Source organism: Pelagibius sp., from assembly GCF_965227505.1.
In the GTDB taxonomy this organism is placed as follows: domain Bacteria; phylum Pseudomonadota; class Alphaproteobacteria; order Kiloniellales; family Kiloniellaceae; genus Pelagibius.
The window spans coordinates 227514-248388 of the sequence record NZ_OZ245757.1 but is presented as its reverse complement, the minus strand read 5'-3'; the positions used below and the strand labels follow the sequence as shown (position 1 = coordinate 248388).

Below are 20875 nucleotides of genomic sequence, written 5' to 3'. Positions count from 1 at the left end.
GAAGACGGAGATGGGACAGATTACGCTCAACCAGGTAACCAAGACCTTCGGCGACGTGAATGTCATTCCGCCCTTGGATCTGGAAATCAACGACGGCGAGTTCGTGGTGTTCGTCGGGCCTTCGGGCTGCGGGAAGTCCACCTTACTCCGGCTGATCGCCGGACTGGAGGATGTGACCAGCGGGATGATCCAGATCGACGGCAACGATGCCACAGCAGTGCCGCCGGCCAAGCGCGGGTTGGCGATGGTGTTCCAGTCCTATGCACTCTACCCGCATATGTCTGTACGCAAGAACATCGCCTTCCCGCTCAAGATGGCCAAGATGGATCAGGCTGAGATCGACAGGCGTGTGAACAACGCAGCCAGCGTGCTGAACCTGGCGGATTACATCGATCGCCGCCCCGGGCAGCTTTCCGGCGGGCAGCGCCAACGAGTCGCCATCGGCCGCGCCATCGTGCGCGAACCCGCGGCCTTCCTGTTCGATGAGCCGCTCTCGAACCTTGACGCTGCGCTGCGGGTGGGTATGCGGCTCGAGATTTCCGAGCTGCACAAGCGACTCGACACCACGATGATCTACGTGACCCACGACCAGGTCGAGGCGATGACCATGGCCGACAAGATCGTCGTACTGCATGGCGGCGTGATCGAGCAGGTCGGCAGCCCTCTGGAGCTGTACCAGTCACCGCGCAACAGGTTCGTCGCGGGCTTCATCGGCTCGCCCAAGATGAACTTCATTGAAGGTGCCGAGGCCCAGAAATACGGCGCGCACACCATTGGCATTCGCCCCGAACATATCGAGGTTTCCGACAGTGTGGGCCCCTGGCAGGGCGTCGTCGGCGTGGCCGAGCATCTGGGTTCCGATACGTTTTTTCATATCCATGACTCCGGTCTGACCGATCCGCTGACCGTGCGCGCGGACGGCGAAGTCAGCTTCAGCCATGGCGACAGAATCCATATGACGCCCCGCGAGGACCGGATCCATAAATTCGACGCGCAAGGGATGAGAATCGGGTGAGCCGTCTGGAAGGCAAGACTGCAGTCGTCACAGGCGGGGCGCGCGGCATTGGACGCGCCATTTGTCGGGCCTACGCGGCAGAGGGGGCGCAGGTCGCCGTTGCCGACCGCCTGATCGACGACGCGCAGGAGACCGCGGCGCTCCTCGGCGAGGCCGGCATGGCCGTGGCGATGGACGTCACCGACGTGGATGCGATTGCCGCTGGTGTCGCCTCGGTCGAGCAGAAATGGGGCGGTGTGGACATACTGGTCAACAACGCCGGCATCTTCAACATGGCCTCCATCGAAGAGGTGACGGTCGAGGACTATCGCCGGCAGTACGACGTGAATGTCGCGGGCACGATCTTTGCCATTCAGGCTGTCGTGCCGAGCATGAGGAAACGCGGTGGCGGCGTCATCATCAACTTCTCGTCGCAGGCAGGCCGTCGTGGAGAGCCCAACATCACACTCTACTGCTCGACCAAGGCGGCGGTGATCTCGATCACCCAGTCCCTGGCGCTGGAGCTGGCCAAGGACAGGATCCGCGTCAATGCGATTGCCCCGGGCGTCATCGACACGCCGATGTGGGCCCAGGTGGACGCGCTCTTTGCGAAGTATGAAAACAAGCCCGTCGGACAGAAGAAGCGTGAAGTGGGCGAAGCCGTGCCGCTCGGCTACATGGGTGCGCCTGAAGAGGTCGCCGAACCCGCGGTTTTCCTTGCCTCCGAGGACGCAAGGTATATCACGGCACAGACGCTCAACGTGGACGGCGGCAACTGGATGAGTTGAAAGGCCTGGTGTCATGTATCTCGAAAAGCTGAAATTGGACGGACGCGTTGCCGTGGTCACCGGCGGCGGGCAAGGCATCGGGGCCGCCTGCGCCCGGGCCCTGGGGGAGGCCGGCGCCACTGTCGTCATTGCCGAACTCCATCCAGAGCGGGCCGAGGCTTCCGCCGCGGAGCTGGTCGAACTGGGTCTTCAGGCGGAAGCCATGCCCCTCGATGTCACCCGGTCCGCTGCCGTCGACCGCGCAGCGGCCGAGATCGTCGCGCGCCACGGCCGTGTGGATGTGCTGGTGAACAACGCCGGAGTGGCCAAGAGCGATGTGAGGGCCGAAGACACCAGCGACGAACACTGGCGTTTCCATATGAACGTCAATCTGGACGGCCTGTTCTGGTGCTGCCGCGCATTCGGCCGACAAATGCTGAAGCAGGGCAGCGGGTCCATCGTCAACATCGGTTCCATGTCCGGCTTCATCGTGAACAAGCCGCAGCCACAGGCCTTTTACAACGCCTCCAAGGCCGCCGCACACCACCTGACCAAGTCCCTGGCCGCCGAGTGGGGCGCCAAAGGCGTACGGGTGAACGCCGTGGCCCCGACCTATATCGAAACCCCGTTGACCGCCTTTGGCATGAACGAATGTCCAGAGATGTACGAGACCTGGCTGGAGATGACGCCGATGGGCCGCGTCGGACAGCCGGACGAGATCGCCTCGGTGGTCCATTTCCTGGCCTCCGACGCCGCCAGTCTGGTCACCGGCGCCGTCGTGATAGCCGATGGCGGCTATACCTGCTGGTAAGGGATCGGCTCAGGCGGGTTCCAGCAAGGCCTTTGCCGTGTCGGTATCGGTGACCAGATCGGTGAAGTAGCCGCGCTCCAGCAGCGCCCGCAATACCGGGACCTTGGCCGGGCCGCCGGAGACCATCACCCGCCGCGGAATCTTGATGAAGTCGCTGGGCGGGAAGCCGAGCACACGGCGATTGATCGGGTGATCGAGGATCTGCGCTTCGGCATCGATGTAGTAACCCAGGAAATTGCCGATGGCGCCCGCCTTGGAGGCTTCGCGGAACTCGGCATCGTCGACGAAGCCCATGCGCCGGATGGTGCTGGAGTCGACCCCGCCGACGCTGGCCAAGGCAAGATCGGCGGACTGGGTCTTCAGGTAAACCTCCCGCATCATCGGCTGCTGCAGGATCGTGTCGCGGCTCTCCTCGCTGTCGCAGACGATGGGCCCCGGCAGGTAGTAGCATTCCGCGTGTAGCCGCGCCGCGAGATCGGTGGTGGCCTCGAAGGCGTCCACCGAGGAGCGCCGCGTCAACGAGCCCAGCATTGAGACTACCGCCGCATCGCGCAGCGGTTTGTCCTCCGTCGCCTGGGCCATGGCTTTCAAGGTGACACCCCAGGCGATGCCGATGGTCATGCCGTCGTCGTAGAGGGCGCTCAGCGGGCCGGCGGCGGCACGGCCGAGCACCTCGGCCAGCTGCGCCTCGTCGGCCACGCCGCCGATCACCACCTCGACCAGATCCAGGCCGTAGGTCTCGGCGAGCTGCTGCTCGAGGGCGACGTTTTCCGCCAGCTTGGAATGGATGGTCACCCGCACGATGCCGCGCCGCCGCGCTTCCGCCAGCAGGCGGTTCACCCGCACCCGGTTGATGCCCAGGGTCTCGGCGATTTCCTGCTGGGTGCGCCCCAGCATGTAGTAGTGCCAGCAGATGCGCACCGCCAACTGCTCGGGCCAGGTCTCGCGCTGGGCCTCGTCCCCGAGGCGCTGAGCATCATGGTTCGCCCGAACCATAGGTCACTCTCTTCGTCCGTTCGGTCTGAGAGCATTAGCATGAACAAATGATATTGCACGGAAAAAAATGTTATGCGACCTTTGCAGTCAAGAATCATAAGGAACGCTGCCGCGGGCGCCGCCTGCCGGTCCGGCGATTGGGGAGGTTTGAGGTGGGTCCACGGCCGTCGTCACGGCGCGATCCGGAATCAGCAGGGCCGCCGCGCAGAGGGCTGCGGGCGTCATGACGGGCAGCATGATCCGCGCGCCCCGCTTCATGATCGCAGACCACCCCTTGCCGTGGCTGCTGCCGCTGATCGTGATTTTGGTGGTCTTCGCGCTCTACCCCTTTTTCTACAATATCTTCCTGTCCTTTCATGAGTTCGCGCCGCGCAAGCGCGAGCTGGTGCCGGTCGGCTTTGACAACTGGGTCCAGCTCTTCGCCGACCCGCGCATGTGGAACGCCTTCTCCGTCACGCTCCTTTACACCGGGATCTGCCTGACCATTCAGGTCGTCCTTGGAATGGCGATCGCCCTGCTGATCGATTCCGACGATCCGGGCTTCGGCTTCCTGCGCGGGGTCCTCACCCTGACGCTGGTCATCCCGCCGGCCATCACGGGCATGATGTTTCTGCTGATGCAGGACGCCCAGTTCGGGATCATCACCTGGACGCTGCAGTCCCTGGGCCTGCTGACCCAGGCGACACCGATCCTGGCCACACCTTCACTGGCACTGTGGGGCGTGATCGTCGCCGACGTCTGGCAGTGGACACCCTTCATGGTGCTGATTTTCGTGGCCGGGCTGCGCTCCCTGCCCCGCGATCCCTTTGAATCTGCGATGATCGACGGCGCCAGTTCCTGGCAAATGTTCCGGCGGCTCACCCTGCCGATGATGGGCAAGGTCATTGCCATCGCGGTGCTGATCCGCGGCATCGACCTGTTCCGCATGTTCGACTACGTCTTCGTCATGACCTCAGGCGGCCCGGGGACTTCGACCTACACCCTCAGTCTTTATGCCTGGGAGCAGACCTTCAGCTTCATCAAGTGGGGCTACGGCGCCACCCTCAGTCTCTTTGCGCTTTTCGTCATCCTGATCGCCGCGAACCTCTTCGTCGTCGTCTTCAAGGTCAGGTGGTAGCCCATGCTGTTGAGTCCCGGACAGCGCATTCTCCGCGCCCTCGCCGCCTGGGCGGTGGTCATGCTCTTCGCTTTCCCGATCTACTACTGGGTGACGGTCTCCATCAAGCTGGACCGGGAGATCTTCTCGATCCCGCCCAAGGTTTTCTCCTTCGAAACCAGCGCCAAGTCCTACGAGGAGGTCTTCGGCATCTCCCTGGGCTTCGAGCAGGGCCTGTCGGTGCTGCCGGGGGGCGGCGACTTCTACATGACCCCCCGCCTCTGGGATTCCATCGTCATCGCCGTCTGCTCGACGGCCCTGGCCATCGTCATCGCCACCCTGGCGGCCTACGCCCTTTCGCGCATGCGGTTTCGCGGCCAGCACCACTTCGTGTTCTGGATCCTCTCGACCCGCATGATGCCGCCGGTGGCCGTCGCCATTCCGATGTTCTTCATCTACCGCGACTTCGGCCTTCTGGACACCTATCACGGCGTGATCCTGATTCATGCGCTGATGAACATGCCGCTTGCGGTGCTGCTGCTGAAGAGCTTCTTCGACGACATCCCCCGGGAAATCGACGAGGCCGCCCTGATCGACGGGGCGTCGCGCTTCCTGGTGTTCCGAAAACTCGTGCTGCCGATGGCCATGGGCGGGATCGCCGCAACCGCGGTGCTCTGTTTCATCTTCTCCTGGACGGAGTTTCTCTTTGTCCTGACGCTGACGCAGACGGGCCTGAAGACCGTGCCGGTGGTCTCCTCGACCTTCGTCACCTCGACCGGCACGGCCTGGGGCAACATGGCGGCGCTCGGCACCGCGGCCATTCTGCCGGCCTTTATTTTCATCCTGCTCGTGCAGAAGAACCTGGTGCGCGGGCTCACATTGGGATCAGTGAAACAGTGAAGTGGAGCAAGAGACACCACGATTGTCTGCTGACCTGCGAACGGCCCGCCTGGGCCTAGATTGAGGGAGGAGTTGCGATGAGAGAGTCTGATCGAAAGTTGTATCTTGCCTCTGTCACGGACCGCTATGTCCGCGGCGACCTGTCACGGCGCAAGTTCCTGCGCGCCGCGAGCAAGCTGGGCCTGGGTGCCGGGGCGCTGGGACTCACCGCCACCATGCCGTTCGGATTTCGGGGCGGCGTCTTCAACACGGCGGCGGCTGCGGAGATCGTCCCCGATGCCGACATGATGGCCTGGTTGAAGGACGCGGCGAAGCCTTTCGCGGGACAGACCATCCGTCTCGCCACCGAGTCCACGCCGCCGTCGAATGCGATCAACGAGCATCTGAAGCCCTTCTTCGAGGAAGCCACGGGCATCAATGTGGAGATCGAGGTTCTGCCGCTGGAACAGGTGCTCCAGAAACTGACCCTGGACGTCGCGTCCGGCCTCGGCACCTACGACCTCTACTATCTGGATCAGAGCTGGATGGCGAGTTTCTCGGGCGACGTGCTCGATCCGCGCGAGAAGTATGCCGCCAAGCCGGACCTGGCGATGCCGAACTACAACTTCGACGACTTCCTCGGCCCGCTGGTCGACGGCATCTCGATGTACGACGGCATCATGGTCGGCGTTCCCTACGACATTCCGATCTTCATCTACATGTACCGCAAGGACGTCTATGACGAGCTCGGCCTGAAGGTGGCGACCACCATGGACGAGTTCCTGGCCAACGCGCAGGCGATCCAGAAGGCCAAAGGCCCGGATATCTACGGCACGACAGGCCAGATGAAGTCCGGCCACTACAGCCTGGAGTGCGACTGGACGGCCTGGCTCTGGGGCCATGGCGGATCGATCTTCGGGCCGGACCAGAAGTTCAGCGGCAACGACGCCGAGGGCCTGGAGGCCATGGACTACTGGGTGAGGCTGAAGGAGAACATGCCCCCGGGCGTGACCTCCTGGACCTGGGACGGCCAGGGCCAGTCGGTGGCCCAGGGCATCGCCGGCCAGGTGCTGAGCTGGGGCGAGTTCTTCCCCTCCTGGGACAACCCCGATGCTTCGCGGGTCTCCGGGCTCATGGAGGCGGCCATTCCGCCGGCCCCCAACGCCCTGCGCACGGTCGAGCAGACCGGCTTCGGCGAGATCCCGGGCGTCGGTCATCAGGGCGGCTCTTCGCTGGCGGTGTCCAAGTACTCGAAGAGCCCGGATGCGGCCTGGCTGTTCGCCCAGTGGGCGACCTCCGCCGACACCCAGGTCTTCATCACCACGTTGGGCGGCGGTACCGGTCCCACCCGCACCAGCGTCTACGACGACGCCCGGGTGAAGGCCAACGCCAAGCCAGGAATTCCCGGGACGACACGTCATCTCGATGTGGTTCGCGAAACCATCGACAACTACATGGGCTCCGAACCCGACCTGCCGGAATGGGCGGAGCTCGCAAACGACACTATCCCTGTTGAACTTGGCCGTTTCTTTGCCGGTGAATACGACAGTGCGAAGGCGGCAATGGACTCCATTGCCGAGAAGACCAACAAGATCGTATCCGGTTAAAGTGGGATGCGGCGGTGGGCTGCAGACGATCGCAGCCCACCTCCTTTTTTTCGGATTTTCCGTGGTCGGACAACAAAGCTGAAGGTCTATGGCCGCCTCTCGCGACCTCGTCATCGGGATCGACTCCTCGACGCAAAGCACCAAGGCAATCGCCTGGACCCGCGAGGGAGAGGCCCTGGCCGAAGGACGAGCGCCGCTTGCCCTGTCGAACCCGCAGCTCTATCACTTCGAGCAGGACAGCGAGGACTGGTGGCGGGCCTGCGTCATCGCGCTTGAGGACCTGCTGTCCAAGGTTAAAGCGGAGCGGATCGCAGCCCTTGCGATCTCAAACCAACGCGAGACTTTCGTCCCGCTCGACGAAGCGGGACAGGCGCTGCGCCCCGGCATCCTCTGGCTTGACGAGCGTGCGCGCCAGGAAGTCGACGATCTCAGCGCCGAACTTGGCGCCGAGACGATCCACCGCATCACCGGGCGCTTTCCGGATATAACCCCCTGCGTGTACAGCTACCTCTGGCTCAAACGCCACGAACCGGAGGTCTTCGCCCGTACGGCCTGCTTCACCGACGTCCAGTCGTTTCTGGTTCAGCGTCTCTGCGGCGCCCTGAAGACCGGCTGGATCTCAGCCGACCCCATGGGGCTGTTCGATCTCGTTGAGAAACGCTGGGCGCCCGAGATTCTGGCCGCCCTGGAGTTGCGGGAAGAACAGATGCCGACGGCCTTTGCACCCGGCACACTGCTCGGAGAGGTGAACGACGAGGCCGCAACCGCCACGGGCCTGCAACCCGGAACACCGGTCTTTGCGGCCGGCGGCGACGGCCAGCTTGCCGGGCTAGGCACCAACTGCACGGCGCCGACCCGCGCCTACATCAACCTGGGCACCGCCGTGGTTTCCGGCGTCTGGTCGCCCACCTACGCCTTTGACCGGGCATGGCGCACCGAGATCGCCGCCCAGGGCGAAGGCTACATTCTGGAGAACTGCCTGCGCTCCGGCGCCTTCCTCATCAACTGGTTCGTCGACCGCTTCACCCCGCAGGGGCGCAGCAACCCGAACGTTTTCTCGGATCTGGAAGAAGCTGCCGAAGCCATTCCCCGTGGCTGCGAAGGGCTCATGGCCCTGCCGTACTGGTCTGGTGTCATGGACCCCCACTGGGACACGGCGGCGCGCGGCTGTCTCATCGGCTTCGGCGGCGGACACGGGCCCGCCCATGTCTACCGCGCCCTTCTGGAGGGCATGACCCTGGATCAGGTCATGCGCACCCGCCTGATGGAGAAGAACGCGAAGCTCGACATCACGGAGTACCTAGCCATCGGCGGCGGCGCGGCAAGCCCGCTCTGGCGCCAGATGCTGGCCGATGCCTCGGGCAAGACGGTGCAGATCTCCGACACCGTCGAGGCCTCCGCGCTGGGCGCGGGCATGATCGCGGGCTACGGCGCCGGCTGGTACGGCTCTATCGTCGAGGCCGCCGAAGCCATGGCCGGGAAAACAACGGCCGTCGAACCGAACGAGGATCACCGGAGGGACTACGAGGAGCTGCTGGAGATCTACAGCGGGCTCTATGACGCAACCGCCGCGACCAGCCGGAAGCTGGTCGCCTTCGCTTCACGGGGAACTGCTGCATGACGGCAACCAGCATCCATCACGCCAAATCCTACGGCGGGGTCATCGATCAGCTTGTCGCCGGCGAGTGGGTCGACCCGACAACCGGCAAGCCTGTCAGGCTGCCGATCGACAGCATCGTGATCGAGTCCAGCCTGGACGGCCATGAGGCCGACCTGATCGCCGCCCTGCATCCCAAGCGCCCGCTGCTGGTGGTCTGCGACGAAAACACCCGGGACGTGCTCGGCAAGCGGGTCTATGAGGCTCTGAAGCCGCTCGGCCAGGTCGACGAGTATATCTGGGCCAACCCACGCTGCAGTGAAGAGGGCGTGGCCGAACTGATGGCGGAGACCCGCGGCTATGAAACCCTGATCGCCGTCGGCTCAGGTACTGTCAGCGACAGCGTGAAGTATGCCACCTTCCAGGATGGCCGCGACTACTCGGTTTTCCCGACCTCGCCGATGAACGCCTACTCGACGCCGACGGCCTCGGTCACTTCGTCAGGCATGAAGAAGTCCATCACCTGTCATTCGGCGCGGGGCATCTTCATCGATATGGAGGTGCTGGCTCACTGCCCCAAGCGCCTGGTGCGGGCTGCCTTCGCCGATGTCATCTGCCGCACCACCGCCCAGGTCGACTGGCTGATGTCGAACCTGCTCTTCGACACCACCTATTCACCCTCTCCCTACATCCTGCTGGCCTACGACGAGGACGGCATGCTCGATCATGCCGGCGAACTTACCTCCGGCAACCTCGACTATCTTGCCATGCTGACCCGCATTTCCACGATCATGGGCCTGGGCACGACTTTCACCGGCACCACACACTCCGGCAGCATGGCCGAGCACATGATCTCCCACTGCATCGACATGTTCGCGGGCGAGGCTCACCCCGGCACCTCCCACGGCGAGCAGGTCGGCGTGACCACCCTCACCCTCTCCGCCCTGCAGAATCAGATTCTGGGCGCCGACAGCCCGCCGGAGGTTGCCCCCACGGCCATTCCGGATGACGAACTGACCGCGCGCTACGGGCCGGAGATGGCCGGCATCATGGTCGAGCAGACCCGCAAGAAGGCGATCGATGCCGCCATGGCGGAGCGCATCAACGAGCGCTTTGCGCAGGACTGGGACGGCTTTGTCGAACCCCTGCGTCAGGTCATGCTGCCGCTGGAGCGCCTGCAGACCGCGATGGCGGCGGCGGGCTGCCAGCAGACGCCGGAGGATCTGGGCCTTGACCCGGCCTTCTACCGGCAGATCCTGGCGGACGGCCGTTTCACGCGGGATCGCTTCACGGCACTGGACCTGGCCGACGACAGCGGGCTCTTGGAGCCCTTCGTGGCGGCGCATCCTTGATACTGAGCAGGAGGATAGCGGAAAGAAACTATGGCATCGGTTGAGTACGAGAACGTCGGCAAGAGCTTCGGCCCGGTCCGGGTGATGGAGAACATTTCCTTCACCATCGCCGACCAGCGCTTTGTCGTCCTGCTTGGGCCCTCGGGCTGCGGCAAGACCACCCTGTTGCGTATGACCGCCGGCTTGGAAAGCATTGCCGAAGGGGAGATCCGCATCGGCGGTGCGCGGATGAACCAGGTGCATCCGCGCGACCGCGACATCGCCATGGTGTTTCAGAACTATGCGCTCTACCCGACGCTCAAGGTCTACGACAACATTGCCTTCAGCCTGCAGGTCCGCAAGCACGCGAAGGAAGAGATCCGCCGCCAGGTCGAATGGGCCGCGGACCTGTTGAACCTCAGCCCCTATCTCGATCGTTATCCAAAGGAGCTTTCCGGCGGCCAGCGCCAGCGCGTCGCCATGGGGCGGGCCCTGGTCCGCCATCCGCAGGTCTTCCTCTTCGACGAACCCCTGTCGAACCTGGATGCCAAACTGCGCGGCCAGATGCGCTACGAGATCCGCCGCCTGCACGACCGTTTGCAGACGACGACGATCTATGTGACCCACGACCAGATCGAGGCCATGACCATGGCCGACGACATCGTGGTCATGCGTGACGGCAACATCGAACAGATCGGCACGCCGGAGGAGATCTACGACCGCCCGGCCAATTGCTTTGTCGCCGACTTCATCGGTTCCCCCTCCATCAACTTCCTCACAGGCGCGGTGCGGGCCGAGGGCGGGTCGCCAGTCTTTCAGTCCGGCAGCGTCGCCCTGCCCCTGCCGGCGGACTGCGGCGCGAGCCCGGGTCAGTCGGTTGTCTGCGGCATCCGGCCCGTCGATGTCTCCGTCGCCCCCGAAGGGACGGTGCAGGGCGAGGTCATCCTGGTGGAGAGCACCGGTGCCGAATCGCACATCCTTCTATCGGCCGATGGGCAGGAACTGCGCGCCGTGGTTCAGGGACGCTACCGCGCCAGACCCGGCGATACTTGCGCACTCGATATCAACCCGGCCGCCCTGCATCTTTTCGATGCCGACAGCGAAAAGCGGATCGGCTGATGGCACGGGTTCTGATTCTCGGGGCCGGTGTCATGGGCAGCGCCATAGCCGTGCCCGCCCTCGACAACGGGCATCAGGTGACCCTGGTCGGGACCCATCTCGACGGCCGGATCATCGAGGCTCTGAGAAAAGATCGCAACGGCCACCCAAAGCTCAACGCCCCGCTGCCGCCGTCCGTCCAACCGCTGGAGATCAATGCGCTCAGCGAAGCTCACCTGCGCGACGCCGATTTCGTCATCGTCGGCGTCTCAAGTCCCGGCATCGACTGGGCGACGGACAAGCTGAAACGGTTTCTGACCGCGCCGCGCCCCCTGGCTCTGGTTACCAAGGGTCTGCAGCCCTGGAACGGCCAATTGCGCTCCTTCGCCGGGGGCCTCGCGGAGGCGCTGGCCGATATCGGCATGACGCCGGGCATGGTGGTCGGTATCGGCGGCCCCTGCATCGCCAAGGAACTCGCCGACCGGCAACCGACCGCCGTCGTCTATGCGGGTTTGGACCGTCAGGTTTTGGAAGCGCTTCGGGCTGTGATGCAGACCGACTACTACAGGGTTGCTCTCAGCGACGACCTGGAGGGGGTCGAGGTCTGCGCTGCCCTGAAGAACTTCCTCGCCATTGCCGTCAGTGCCATGTTGACACGCTATCCGGAGATCAATCCGCAACCTACAAAGCCGCAGGCGATGAACCCTGCCGCCGCCGCCTTCACGCAGGCGGTGCGGGAGATGGCTGCCCTGACCCGCTGGTTCGGCGGGCAGCCGCAGACAGCCTACGGGCTGGCCGGGCTCGGCGACCTGAATGTCACCGTCGGCGGCGGCCGCAACAGCCGCCTGGGATTTCACCTGGGAGAGGACATGACCTTGGAGGAAGCGCTCGGCGGCCCGCTCGCCGGCGAGACGGTGGAAGGGGCCGACACCGCCCTCGTCCTCGCCGCGCCCCTGGAAAAAGCCTTCGCGGATGGGCAACTGGATCCTCTGGACTATCCGATGACCCGCACGCTGATTGCGACCATCCGCGATGGCGGACCGCTGTCCCTGGACTTTACCGCCATTCGCTTTGCGTGACGGCCTGCCCGGAAAGGAAGAGCGATGACCACCGCAAAAAGCCTTGCAAAAAGCGTTGGCCTTGGATGTGACCATCTGGGCCTTGAGTTGAAAAACGCGCTGAAGACGCACCTGGAATCCCAGGGGCTCAGCGTCACGGATATCGGCGTCGACAGCGAGAACCCTGTCGACTACCCGGATATCGGCGCCGAGCTGGCACGCCGCCTCGCCGGCGGCGAGTTCGAGCGGGGCATCCTGGTCTGCGGCACCGGCGCCGGCATGGCGATTGCAGCCAACAAGGTGCCGGGTGTCCGCGCGGTTTGCGTGATGGACCCCTACACGGCCGAGCGGGCCATCGCCTCCAACAACGCACAGGTGATCACCTTCGGCGCCCAGATCATCGGAACTTCCGTCGCGCGGATGCTGACCGACATCTATCTCAGCAACGAGTTTCAGGGCGGCCGTTCGGCCCCCAAGGTGGCAAAGCTCGAAGCCCTGGACCGCTAGGGTCCGGCCTGTGACCGCAGATGCGCGCTACATCGGGGTCGACCTTGGCACCAGCGGCGTCCGCATTGTCCTGACCGACGGTCAGGACCGGATCCTCACGCAGCTCCAGTGTTCCCTGCCCCCGCCCGACCAGAAAGACGGGCGTGTCAGTCAGGACCCGGCCCTCTGGTGGCAGGCCGTCGACGGACTGATGGTCCGTCTCGGCCGCGAAGCCGATCTGCATACGGTTGCCGCGCTCGCGGTCGACGGCACCTCCGGCACCATTCTTGTCTGCGATGAAACCGGGGAACCGCTTGCCCCCGCGCGCATGTACAACGACCGCAGCGCCGTGGCCCAGGGCCGCCGGATCGACACCGTGGCGCCGGCCGACAGTATGGCGCGCGGAACCGGCGGCGCCCTCGCGCGGCTGCTGGGGCTCCTTGAGGAGACAGGAGCGACCCTGCCCCGCTTCGCCCTGCACCAGGCAGATTGGATTGCGGGCAGGCTGACCGGCCGCTACGGCCAGAGCGACTTCAACAACTGCCTGAAGCTCGGCTTCGATGCCGTGGCGCAGCGCTGGCCCGCCTGGATGGCCGATCTCGGCTTCAATCTCTCGCTTCTGCCTGAAGTGGAGCCTGCCGGCCAACCGCTGGGCCCCTTGCGACCGGACCTGGCGGAACGCTATGCCCTGCCCGCTGACTGCCTGGTCGTCCGCGGAACCACCGACGGCAATGCCGCCTTCCTGGCCGCGGGCCGCTTCGAGCCGGGAATGGCCGTCACCTCGCTCGGCAGCACCCTGACCGTAAAACTCGTTTCCGCCGATCCGGTTTTCGCGCCGGAGTTCGGGGTCTACAGCCACCGTCTGCTCGGCCACTGGCTGGCCGGTGGCGCCAGCAACACCGGCGGCGCGGCCATTGCACGCCACTTTCCGGTAGAGGAGCTGCAACGTCTGACGCCGCAGCTGCGCCCGGAAGCGCCGACCGGCCTTTCCTACTATCCGCTTCCGGCCCCGGGGGAGCGGTTTCCAGTCGCGGACCCGGACATGCAGCCCTCGGTCTCCCCCCGTCCCGAAGACGACGCCGTCTTCCTGCAGGGCCTTCTCGAGGGTGTCGCGCGGATCGAGCGGGAAGCCTACGGGCGCCTGGCGAGCCTGGGCGCAACGCCGGTCGCGCGGGTCCTGACCGTCGGCGGCGGTGCCGCCAATGCGGCCTGGACCCGGATCCGAGAGCGTGTCATGGGCCTGCCGGTCGGCACTGCCCCGCAGACCGAGGCCGCCTACGGCGCGGCGCGCCTGGCCCGCCTTGGATATCAGGGCGCCGTCAGCCTCAATGCAGGTCCATGCAGTTCGCGTAGTAGGTGACCGTCGCCGGCCAGTCGGAAAAGACGCCCTTGACGCCAACGTCCTGGGCCAGAACGTGCAGCAGTTCGAACATGGCGCCGTCGGAGCGGGTCACCTCCTTGATCGACTGATAGTACCAGCCCCCGCCGCCGCCCAGCGGGCCGGAGCGCTCAAGCGTCCAGGTGATCAGGTTCAGGCCCGCCTTGCGCGCCTCCCTGGCATAGGTGGAAGGCACGATCTCGCCCTCCGCCACCGTCACCAGCACCCACAACGGCGGGGCGATGTAGTTCACGCCGCGGTCCGCCAGTTCCTGCATGCTGGGCGCGAAGGTCTCCGGCTTCATGGGATCGAAGCCCTCGACGTTGTAGCGGCCGTCCAGATAGACCGCCTGCCTGCCGAACTCCGGCTCGTTCTCGATCCAGTAGAGAACGTCGTTCAGATTGAAGGACTGGGCCCAGACGTCTTCAGGCGGAACGCCGGCGGCCTTGTACTCGTCGATCAGCTTCTGGGCGTAGTCCTCCTGGGAGAAACCCTCGAAGGGCATCTCGACGGCGGGCGCCTTCAGTTCCGGCGTGAACTTGGCGCCCAGCGTGCGGAAAAGGTCGATGGACTCCGCATGGGTCATCAGCGTCCCCGTGCTGGCGGCGTAGAGATCGGTGCGCCACGCCGCCGTGCCGTCCATGTACTCCTCGACGCTCTGCGCGCGCTTGTCCGCCGCATCCATCTTCCCGACGAGGGTCTTGAACTCGGCCAGGGTGACGTCGCTTGCCCGGCATTCGGCACTGGCATCGGCGCCGTTCCCGGCCGGTGTGAAGCCCGCCGTGCATTTGGGCGCCAAGGGCGACGCCAGAATGTTGGTGGTCGTGTGCAGATCGTCCTGCGCGTGGCGGCAGACCAGTTCCTTGTCCTTGGTGAAGGTGACATCGCATTCCAGGATCCCCGCCCCCATGCGCGCCGCCGCCACGTTGGACTCGACCGTATGCTCCGGGAACATCAGCGGTGCGCCGCGGTGACCGATGGAGAAGAGCTTCCGCTCAAAGTCCCGTTCGGCGCAGGACAGCAGTTTGGACTTCAGGACGCCGTCATCCATCTGGTCGATCAGGAAGAAGGGCCGCGGTCCCAGTTGGATCGTCTCGGCCTGTACGGACCCCGCCGCCGCAGCCCCGCCCAGCACCAGACACATCACCTTCAACGCTTTCATCTGCGGCCTCCATCTTCCCGTATTCAACACGGCGTTAGTGGCTCAGGGAAGCGTGAATCGCAAATGACGTTCGCATGACAGCGGCGTGAAGTCAGAGCGCCCGAACCCGGCCCGACAGCCCTTCTCCCCGCTTTATGGACGAACCGCCGGTCATCTCTCTCATCGTTCTTGTACCAATGTTCCGGGGCTGGGACGTTGCCGTCCGGTTGTTCGGCTTTCTATACTGTTCGCGGTTGACGTCACCGATTCGTCCGGCGGTGTCGACACGCTGGGAGACGGGCAGTCTTGCTTGGGGGGAAGCGATGTGCGGCGGGCAGGCGACGGGAATCGACGATCCACAGCTGATCGAGCTCTTGGACTATTGGCAGAGTCTCAGGGTCGACGACGGGCTGCCGGCGCGCCAGGCGCTCGATCCGTCGGTCCTGCCGGCTGAACTCATGCCGCACTTCTTCATGTATGAGGTGCTTCGCGGGCCGCTGGACTACCGCATGCGCCTTGCCGGATCGATGCTCTGTGCGACGGTGGGCTTCGAGATGCGCGGCAAGACCTTCGACGAGATCCATCCGCAAGACCAAGCCGCTGAGATCAGGCGGGAGTTCGATGGCGTGGTTCAAAGCGGTCGGCCCCACTACGCAAAGCGCTCAGCGCAGTGGTTGCCCGACAGACTGCTGCACTACCGCCGCCTGCTGCTGCCTTTTGCCGAGGACGGCGTGACGGTGGACAGCCTCGGCGGCGCCTCGCTGTTCGACCTGCCCGACCGGCCCCTGTTCTAGCGCTCGCCCTTCCGGCGCCTACTCGGCTGCGGCAATAGGCGCCTTGGCGCGCTTCTCGCGGGCCGCTGCCTCCCGCTGGGCTTTGGCGACGGCCGCCTGTGCCGCCTCGGTATGGGCGAACATCTCCAGCCGCTCGTCTTCTCCGTGGTCAGTCACCGGTGTCAGAGCCAGGTCCGTGTAGTTCCTGCTGGCCGGGTCCCGCTTGATCCGCTGGCACTTAAGCCAGAGCCTCAGCGCAAAGCCGGCAAAGGGGACATAGGTTCTGAGCGCCTCCCAGACCCGGCGCGGGTAGAACACCAGCGGCGACTCCAAGGGCAGGCCCGAACGGCGCTGCCTGCGCACCTTGCGGCGGAAGTAGCCGCCCTGAAGCGGGTGCACCTTTTCGTAGCGGATGCAGCCGGCGAACTGCAGCGCGTGCGCCCAGATCCGCTCCGGCTTGTTGCCGCTGACAATGATCCGCCGCATGAGCGTTTCCAGATGCTCATCGGAGTAATAGAGCTCCCAGGCCCTGTTGTAGATGCCCTGCCATTCCTCCTTGGTCATGAGGGAGTGGCCGGTGCAGACGTGCTCCAGGTCATAGATGTTCATGTCGGGGTCCATGGGGACGCCCTTCACATAGAGGTTCTTGTGGTCCTCGGAGCCCGGCAGGGGCGTCAGGCAGAAAAACTCCAGGATGTCGATGGGCAGCTCGCGTTTGATGACCTCGATATCGTGGGCGATCTTCTCCGGCGTGTCGGCGGGAAATCCCAGGATATAGCCGGCATAGGTCAGGATCTGATGCTTGCGCCATTCCTGCAGCATCAGCCGATACTCGGTGATCCGGTTCTGGCGCTTCTTCGCGGCCATGAGGTTGTCCGGGTTGATGTTCTCCAGGCCGATAAAGACTCGCGCGACGCCGGCCCTCTTGGCCTTAGCCACGAAGTTCTCGATCTTGTGGCAGAGCGTGTCGACCTGAATGATGATGGAGAACGGCAGGCCGGTCTCTTCCTTCAGGTCGCCCAGGCGATCGAAGATCGCTTCCCAGTTCTTGTTCCGCGCGAAGTTGTCGTCGGTGATGAAGAACCGGGTGATGCCCTGCTCGATGTTCGCGCGCACCAGGCGCTCGACGTCGTCCGCCTCCCGAAAGCGGGACTTGCGGCCCTGGACGTTGATGATGGTGCAGAAACTGCACTGAAAGGGACAGCCGCGCCCAGCATCGAAACACGCCACCGAGCCGCCGTAACGGCGCACCAGGGATTCCGGCAGGTAGGGCGTGGGTTCGTTGTCGATCCCCGGCAGATCGTTCATGTAGTTGTAGATCGGCTTCAGCTCTTCGTTCAGCGCGTCGCGGTAGAAGTGGTGCAGCCGCCCCTCGCCCTCGCCGGCGTAAAGCGTGATGCCGAGGTCCAGGGCCTCCTGCAGGTCGGGCGGCAGTTCGGGCAGCATGGAGAGGCAGCCGCTCGGATGGAAACCGCCGATCGCCACCTGGATGCCCGCGGCGCGAAACTGGCGTGCCAGGTCCATGGCGCGCGGGAACTGGTTGGACTGCACCCCGACAAGACAGACCACACCGCGGACGCCGGGCGCGGTCATTCGCTCGATGATCCGCTTGACGGGTATGATCGTGTTGGTCTCGTCGTAAGCGTTGAGGTCGACCTCGACGTCGCCCCCAAGAAGCTTGCGGTCTATGATATCCAGCGAAAGGCCGTAGAGGCTCGAGAGCGTGTTGGACGGCACCCAGGCCTTGGCCCACTGAATGACGTAGCCGTCGTCGTCGTAGTGAGATGGCTTTATGAGCTCTACGACGAAATGCTGACTTTGACCGTTCTCAGTCATGTCGCCCCCAAGTCCGACCCACCTAGTCAGAATTCGTAGTCAGAATTAACCCATTATGGGAGCGAAATACAGGATGAAGCGGCTTGCTGGCGAAAACAGCCCCTTTGGGCCGACAAAAGGACGTAGAAAGAGCCACCGCAACAACAATTAGGAGTTAGGCGGACCGGCTTTGTGTCCAAACGGGCGGAATTGCGGCGACTCCGCGCCGGGCGAGGCCGACGCGGATGCCTTGCGAACTATACGTGTCTATTCGACGGTCACCGTGATCCGCTCGGACATCACCGGCGGATTGTGCGGGATGTGGCTCCAATCGCCCAAGACAAGCTGCAGCGTATGGGTTCCGGCGGGCAGTTCGACCGTGGTCTCGGTCTGTCCGCCGCCGAAATGGATGTGGCTGTCGTCCGCCGGGATCGGCTCGTTCAACTCTTCCCCCTCGATCGCCTCGTTGATGATCAGATGGTGGTGCCCGGTGTGCTTCTTGTCGTCCACGCCCGCCGGCGCGACGCCCATGCCGGAAAGGCCGAAGCGGATGGTCACCGGCGAGGAGACCGTCTGACCGTCCTGCAAATCGATGAAGTAGACCTTGGCATCGGGCGGCGCCGGCGTCTCGCCGGCCAGGGCTGCACCGGCCGCCAGAGTCACGGCGGCGGCGATCACGGGAATGCGCATGGAATAACCTCCCTGTTCGTCTTAGGCTCATGACCGGCGCGGCCATGATCTGAAGCGAGAACACCCAAAGACCGGAATTTATTCGCGTGGCAGTCGAAGGATCGGCGCAGGACCGTATGAAGGAGATGCTGGAGGGCTTCTATCCCCGGCTCTGGCGGTACTGCCTTGCCTTGACCCGGGAGCTCCCGGCAGCGGAGGACCTGTGCCAGGCCGCCTGCCTGAAGGCTCTTGAGAGCGCGCATCAATTTCAAGCTGGAACACACGCCGACCGTTGGGTTTTCCGCATTGCCAAGAACCTCTGGTACAACACCCTGAGAGCTGAGAACGTGCGCCGGGGCGGCGGACTGGTGCCCAGCGAGGAGTTGGCGCTGCCTGCGCCCGGGGCAGATGCGGAAGCGAATTTTTTCCATGCCGAAGTGTTAAAGGCAGTGATGGACCTGCCCGAGGCGCAGCGCGTGACGGTGTTCCTGGTCTATGTGGAGGGCTTTTCCTACAAGGAAGCCGCCGAGCACCTGCAGATCCCCATCGGGACCGTCATGAGCCGGCTTGCCGCGGCCCGCAACAAGCTCTCCGCCTTCAACGCCACCTCGGGCGCAGCCAGAAAACGGACCCTTTGACGGATGACGATGGACAGTAGGCCGATCGCCGACGAAGAACTGGTTGCCTATCTGGACGGTGAACTGCCGCAGGAGCAGGCGGAGGCCGTGCAGCAGGCGCTGCGCGACGATCCGGCCCTGCGTGCGCGGCTGGATGCCCTGAGGATCGACACCGACGCCGTAAAGTCGGCTTTCGACAACCTGCTTCCTTTGGCGCCGGGCCGTGCGCAGCCGACCCTTGAAGAAAGGCCTCCCGGCCCTCCGGACCGCTCCCCCGGTCGTCCTCTGGGTCGTCCTCTGGGTCGTTCTCTGGGTCGCCCCCTGGGCCGCCGGGCGGCTATCGCCGCGACACTTGTCGCCGTCGCAGCCATCGGCTTTGCCGGCGGCCGCATCACCGCCCCGACGCAGACCGAAGACTGGCGCATGGCCGTTGCCGAGTATCAGTTGCTCTATCGCAGCGAGACGCTGACCCATCTCGATCCCAGTCCGGCTGAACTCGAAACCGAACGGGCAAGGGTGGTCGCCCGACTGGGCCTGGATATCGCCGGCGCGACGCTTCGAAACGTCAGCGGCCTGCGTTATCGCCGCGCTCAGATCCTCGGCTACGAGGCGGCGCCGCTCGCCCAGTTCGCCTTTCTCGACAGCCGGGACCGTCCGGTGGCGTTCTGCGTAACCCCGACGGAGGCCGGCGACCGGCCCTTGCAGACACAGACCCTCAGGGGACTCGCCGCGGTGTCCTGGGCCGCCGACGGCTTCGCCTTTCTGGTGATCGGCGACGTCCCGCAGGGACTGCTGGACCGGGCCGCCCGCGACCTCTCCGCCTCCCTCGCTCGAGCCTCTCGAACCACGACCTCATGAGCGGCAGTCGGATACCGCCCCTCAAGAGCGGAACGGACTAGATCGCCGTCAGCGGTTCGTAGGCTTCCGGCCGCCGGTCGCGGAAGAACTGCCAGAGGTTCCGCACCTCGCGGACCATGTCCATGTCCATATCGGCCACGACCAGTTCGTCCTTGTCCTCGCTGGCTTCCACGAGGAACTCGCCGCGCGGATTGACGACATAGCTGGAGCCGTAGAACTTGCCGATGTTCCAGGGCGCCTCGGTGCCGACCCGGTTGACCGCGCCGATGTAACAGCCGTTGGCAACCGCGGAGGCCGGCTGTTCCAGTTTCCAGAGGTATTGGCTGAGGCCGGCCACGGTGGCCGAAGGATTGACGATGTACTCGGCCCCGCTCAGGGCCAGGGCGCGCCAGCCTTCCGGAAAATGCCGGTCGTAGCAGATATAGACGCCAAGCTTGCAGTAGGCCGTCTGGAACATCGGCCAGCCGGAGTTGCCGGGCTTGAAGAAGAACTTCTCGTAAAATCCTGCCACCTGCGGGATGTGGGACTTGCGGTACTTGCCGAGGTAGCTGCCGTCGGCGTCGATGACGGCGGCGGTGTTGTAGTAGACGCCGGTGATGTCCTCCTCATAGATCGGCACCACGATCACCATGGAGTGCTTCTTGGCATACTCCTGCATCAGTTTGACCGTCGGGCCGTCGGGCACCTTTTCCGCCGCGCCGTACCACTTCACGTCCTGGCTGGGACAGAAGTAGGGCTGGTTGAAGACTTCCTGCAAACACAACACCTGGACGCCCTTGGCGCCGGCCTCGTCGATCAGCGGCAGATGCGCTTCGTTCATTCTGTCGCGGATGGTTTCCGGGCTTTCCCCCGTATCCGCCTTCAGGGCCATCTGAATAAGGCCCGCCCGCACCGTCGCCATCGC

Annotated in this window: 20 protein-coding genes; 15 read left to right on the top strand and 5 right to left on the bottom strand. The window is 64.6% G+C overall.

Annotated elements, in window-relative coordinates:
- The first annotated feature begins 10 nt into the window (after positions 1–10).
- The 3 genes from ACO06P_RS01155 to ACO06P_RS01145 are packed head-to-tail and all read left to right on the top strand — an operon-like array spanning position 11 to position 2572.
- Complete coding sequence (locus ACO06P_RS01155; protein ID WP_420348182.1) at positions 11–1015, top strand: ABC transporter ATP-binding protein; 1005 nt, start codon at positions 11–13, stop codon at positions 1013–1015.
- Positions 1012–1782 (top strand): L-iditol 2-dehydrogenase, encoded by a 771-nt coding sequence (locus ACO06P_RS01150; protein WP_420348181.1) that lies wholly within the window; start codon positions 1012–1014, stop codon positions 1780–1782. Before ACO06P_RS01155 ends, ACO06P_RS01150 begins: the two co-directional genes overlap by 4 nt.
- 13 nt (positions 1783–1795) lie before the next feature.
- Complete coding sequence (locus tag ACO06P_RS01145; RefSeq protein WP_420348180.1) at positions 1796–2572, top strand: SDR family NAD(P)-dependent oxidoreductase; 777 nt, start codon at positions 1796–1798, stop codon at positions 2570–2572.
- Positions 2573–2581: 9 nt separating this feature from the next.
- Here ACO06P_RS01145 and ACO06P_RS01140 read toward each other — a convergent pair whose 3' ends face one another.
- Complete coding sequence (locus ACO06P_RS01140; protein WP_299390763.1) at positions 2582–3568, bottom strand: sugar-binding transcriptional regulator; 987 nt, start codon at positions 3566–3568, stop codon at positions 2582–2584.
- A gap of 223 nt (positions 3569–3791) precedes the next feature.
- Here ACO06P_RS01140 and ACO06P_RS01135 point away from each other — a divergent pair, with 223 nt between their 5' ends.
- From ACO06P_RS01135 to ACO06P_RS01095, 9 genes are all read left to right on the top strand, one after another.
- On the top strand, positions 3792–4685 hold the full coding sequence (locus ACO06P_RS01135; RefSeq protein ID WP_420348179.1) for a carbohydrate ABC transporter permease: 894 nt from the start codon (positions 3792–3794) through the stop codon (positions 4683–4685).
- A 3-nt stretch (positions 4686–4688) separates the two neighbouring features.
- On the top strand, positions 4689–5564 hold the full coding sequence (locus ACO06P_RS01130; RefSeq protein ID WP_420348178.1) for a carbohydrate ABC transporter permease: 876 nt from the start codon (positions 4689–4691) through the stop codon (positions 5562–5564).
- A gap of 77 nt (positions 5565–5641) precedes the next feature.
- The gene (locus tag ACO06P_RS01125) at positions 5642–7150 is read left to right on the top strand and encodes an ABC transporter substrate-binding protein (protein ID WP_420348177.1); all 1509 of its coding nucleotides are present in this window, start codon (positions 5642–5644) and stop codon (positions 7148–7150) included.
- An 88-nt stretch (positions 7151–7238) separates the two neighbouring features.
- On the top strand, positions 7239–8771 hold the full coding sequence (locus ACO06P_RS01120; RefSeq protein ID WP_420348176.1) for a xylulokinase: 1533 nt from the start codon (positions 7239–7241) through the stop codon (positions 8769–8771).
- The gene (locus ACO06P_RS01115) at positions 8768–10099 is read left to right on the top strand and encodes an iron-containing alcohol dehydrogenase (RefSeq protein ID WP_420348175.1); all 1332 of its coding nucleotides are present in this window, start codon (positions 8768–8770) and stop codon (positions 10097–10099) included. Before ACO06P_RS01120 ends, ACO06P_RS01115 begins: the two co-directional genes overlap by 4 nt.
- A 30-nt stretch (positions 10100–10129) precedes the next feature.
- Complete coding sequence (locus tag ACO06P_RS01110; protein WP_420348174.1) at positions 10130–11197, top strand: ABC transporter ATP-binding protein; 1068 nt, start codon at positions 10130–10132, stop codon at positions 11195–11197.
- Entirely contained in the window at positions 11197–12255 is a 1059-nt protein-coding gene (locus tag ACO06P_RS01105; RefSeq protein WP_420348173.1) for an NAD(P)H-dependent glycerol-3-phosphate dehydrogenase, read from the top strand. Before ACO06P_RS01110 ends, ACO06P_RS01105 begins: the two co-directional genes overlap by 1 nt.
- Positions 12256–12279: 24 nt before the next feature.
- Positions 12280–12741: an RpiB/LacA/LacB family sugar-phosphate isomerase gene (locus ACO06P_RS01100; RefSeq protein ID WP_420348172.1), complete on the top strand. Its 462-nt coding sequence runs from the start codon at positions 12280–12282 to the stop codon at positions 12739–12741.
- A gap of 10 nt (positions 12742–12751) precedes the next feature.
- Entirely contained in the window at positions 12752–14080 is a 1329-nt protein-coding gene (locus ACO06P_RS01095; RefSeq protein ID WP_420348171.1) for an FGGY-family carbohydrate kinase, read from the top strand.
- On the opposite strand, the gene ACO06P_RS01090 is transcribed toward ACO06P_RS01095, so the two are convergent.
- Positions 14046–15260 (bottom strand): glycerophosphodiester phosphodiesterase family protein, encoded by a 1215-nt coding sequence (locus tag ACO06P_RS01090; RefSeq protein WP_420348170.1) that lies wholly within the window; start codon positions 15258–15260, stop codon positions 14046–14048. The two genes, ACO06P_RS01095 and ACO06P_RS01090, sit on opposite strands and share 35 nt — an antisense overlap.
- Before the next feature lie 302 nt (positions 15261–15562).
- Between ACO06P_RS01090 and ACO06P_RS01085 the strand changes: the two genes are divergently transcribed.
- Positions 15563–16033, top strand: a complete 471-nt coding sequence (locus ACO06P_RS01085) for a PAS domain-containing protein (protein WP_420348169.1) — start codon at positions 15563–15565, stop codon at positions 16031–16033.
- A gap of 18 nt (positions 16034–16051) precedes the next feature.
- Here ACO06P_RS01085 and ACO06P_RS01080 read toward each other — a convergent pair whose 3' ends face one another.
- Together ACO06P_RS01080 and ACO06P_RS01075 are read right to left on the bottom strand one after the other, a co-directional pair.
- Positions 16052–17848 carry a B12-binding domain-containing radical SAM protein gene (locus ACO06P_RS01080; RefSeq protein WP_420348168.1) on the bottom strand — a complete coding sequence of 599 codons (1797 nt, stop codon included), beginning with the start codon at positions 17846–17848 and terminating at the stop codon, positions 16052–16054.
- 246 nt (positions 17849–18094) lie between these two features.
- A complete protein-coding gene (locus tag ACO06P_RS01075; protein WP_420348167.1) occupies positions 18095–18517 on the bottom strand; it encodes a DUF4399 domain-containing protein in 423 nt (140 codons plus the stop codon).
- Positions 18518–18633: 116 nt separating this feature from the next.
- Here ACO06P_RS01075 and ACO06P_RS01070 point away from each other — a divergent pair, with 116 nt between their 5' ends.
- Together ACO06P_RS01070 and ACO06P_RS01065 are read left to right on the top strand one after the other, a co-directional pair.
- Complete coding sequence (locus ACO06P_RS01070) at positions 18634–19134, top strand: RNA polymerase sigma factor (protein ID WP_420348166.1); 501 nt, start codon at positions 18634–18636, stop codon at positions 19132–19134.
- A gap of 3 nt (positions 19135–19137) precedes the next feature.
- Entirely contained in the window at positions 19138–19971 is an 834-nt protein-coding gene (locus tag ACO06P_RS01065; protein WP_421938165.1) for an anti-sigma factor family protein, read from the top strand.
- A gap of 37 nt (positions 19972–20008) precedes the next feature.
- On the opposite strand, the gene ACO06P_RS01060 is transcribed toward ACO06P_RS01065, so the two are convergent.
- On the bottom strand, positions 20009–20872 hold the full coding sequence (locus ACO06P_RS01060; RefSeq protein WP_299390790.1) for a nitrilase-related carbon-nitrogen hydrolase: 864 nt from the start codon (positions 20870–20872) through the stop codon (positions 20009–20011).
- Positions 20873–20875: the final 3 nt, after the last annotated feature.

What these genes read in the sequence shown, in the direction of transcription:
- ACO06P_RS01110 (WP_420348174.1), top strand. Translation starts at nt 10,130, where the DNA reads ATGGCATCGGTTGAGTACGAGAACGTCGGCAAGAGCTTCGGCCCGGTC.
- ACO06P_RS01080 (WP_420348168.1), bottom strand. Translation starts at nt 17,848, where the DNA reads ATGACTGAGAACGGTCAAAGTCAGCATTTCGTCGTAGAGCTCATAAAG.
- ACO06P_RS01070 (WP_420348166.1), top strand. Translation starts at nt 18,634, where the DNA reads ATGAAGGAGATGCTGGAGGGCTTCTATCCCCGGCTCTGGCGGTACTGC.
- ACO06P_RS01115 (WP_420348175.1), top strand. Translation starts at nt 8,768, where the DNA reads ATGACGGCAACCAGCATCCATCACGCCAAATCCTACGGCGGGGTCATC.
- ACO06P_RS01135 (WP_420348179.1), top strand. Translation starts at nt 3,792, where the DNA reads ATGACGGGCAGCATGATCCGCGCGCCCCGCTTCATGATCGCAGACCAC.
- ACO06P_RS01090 (WP_420348170.1), bottom strand. Translation starts at nt 15,260, where the DNA reads ATGAAAGCGTTGAAGGTGATGTGTCTGGTGCTGGGCGGGGCTGCGGCG.
- ACO06P_RS01155 (WP_420348182.1), top strand. Translation starts at nt 11, where the DNA reads ATGGGACAGATTACGCTCAACCAGGTAACCAAGACCTTCGGCGACGTG.
- ACO06P_RS01145 (WP_420348180.1), top strand. Translation starts at nt 1,796, where the DNA reads ATGTATCTCGAAAAGCTGAAATTGGACGGACGCGTTGCCGTGGTCACC.
- ACO06P_RS01105 (WP_420348173.1), top strand. Translation starts at nt 11,197, where the DNA reads ATGGCACGGGTTCTGATTCTCGGGGCCGGTGTCATGGGCAGCGCCATA.
- ACO06P_RS01140 (WP_299390763.1), bottom strand. Translation starts at nt 3,568, where the DNA reads ATGGTTCGGGCGAACCATGATGCTCAGCGCCTCGGGGACGAGGCCCAG.
- ACO06P_RS01130 (WP_420348178.1), top strand. Translation starts at nt 4,689, where the DNA reads ATGCTGTTGAGTCCCGGACAGCGCATTCTCCGCGCCCTCGCCGCCTGG.
- ACO06P_RS01065 (WP_421938165.1), top strand. Translation starts at nt 19,138, where the DNA reads ATGACGATGGACAGTAGGCCGATCGCCGACGAAGAACTGGTTGCCTAT.
- ACO06P_RS01125 (WP_420348177.1), top strand. Translation starts at nt 5,642, where the DNA reads ATGAGAGAGTCTGATCGAAAGTTGTATCTTGCCTCTGTCACGGACCGC.
- ACO06P_RS01100 (WP_420348172.1), top strand. Translation starts at nt 12,280, where the DNA reads ATGACCACCGCAAAAAGCCTTGCAAAAAGCGTTGGCCTTGGATGTGAC.
- ACO06P_RS01060 (WP_299390790.1), bottom strand. Translation starts at nt 20,872, where the DNA reads ATGGCGACGGTGCGGGCGGGCCTTATTCAGATGGCCCTGAAGGCGGAT.
- ACO06P_RS01075 (WP_420348167.1), bottom strand. Translation starts at nt 18,517, where the DNA reads ATGCGCATTCCCGTGATCGCCGCCGCCGTGACTCTGGCGGCCGGTGCA.
- ACO06P_RS01085 (WP_420348169.1), top strand. Translation starts at nt 15,563, where the DNA reads ATGTGCGGCGGGCAGGCGACGGGAATCGACGATCCACAGCTGATCGAG.
- ACO06P_RS01120 (WP_420348176.1), top strand. Translation starts at nt 7,239, where the DNA reads ATGGCCGCCTCTCGCGACCTCGTCATCGGGATCGACTCCTCGACGCAA.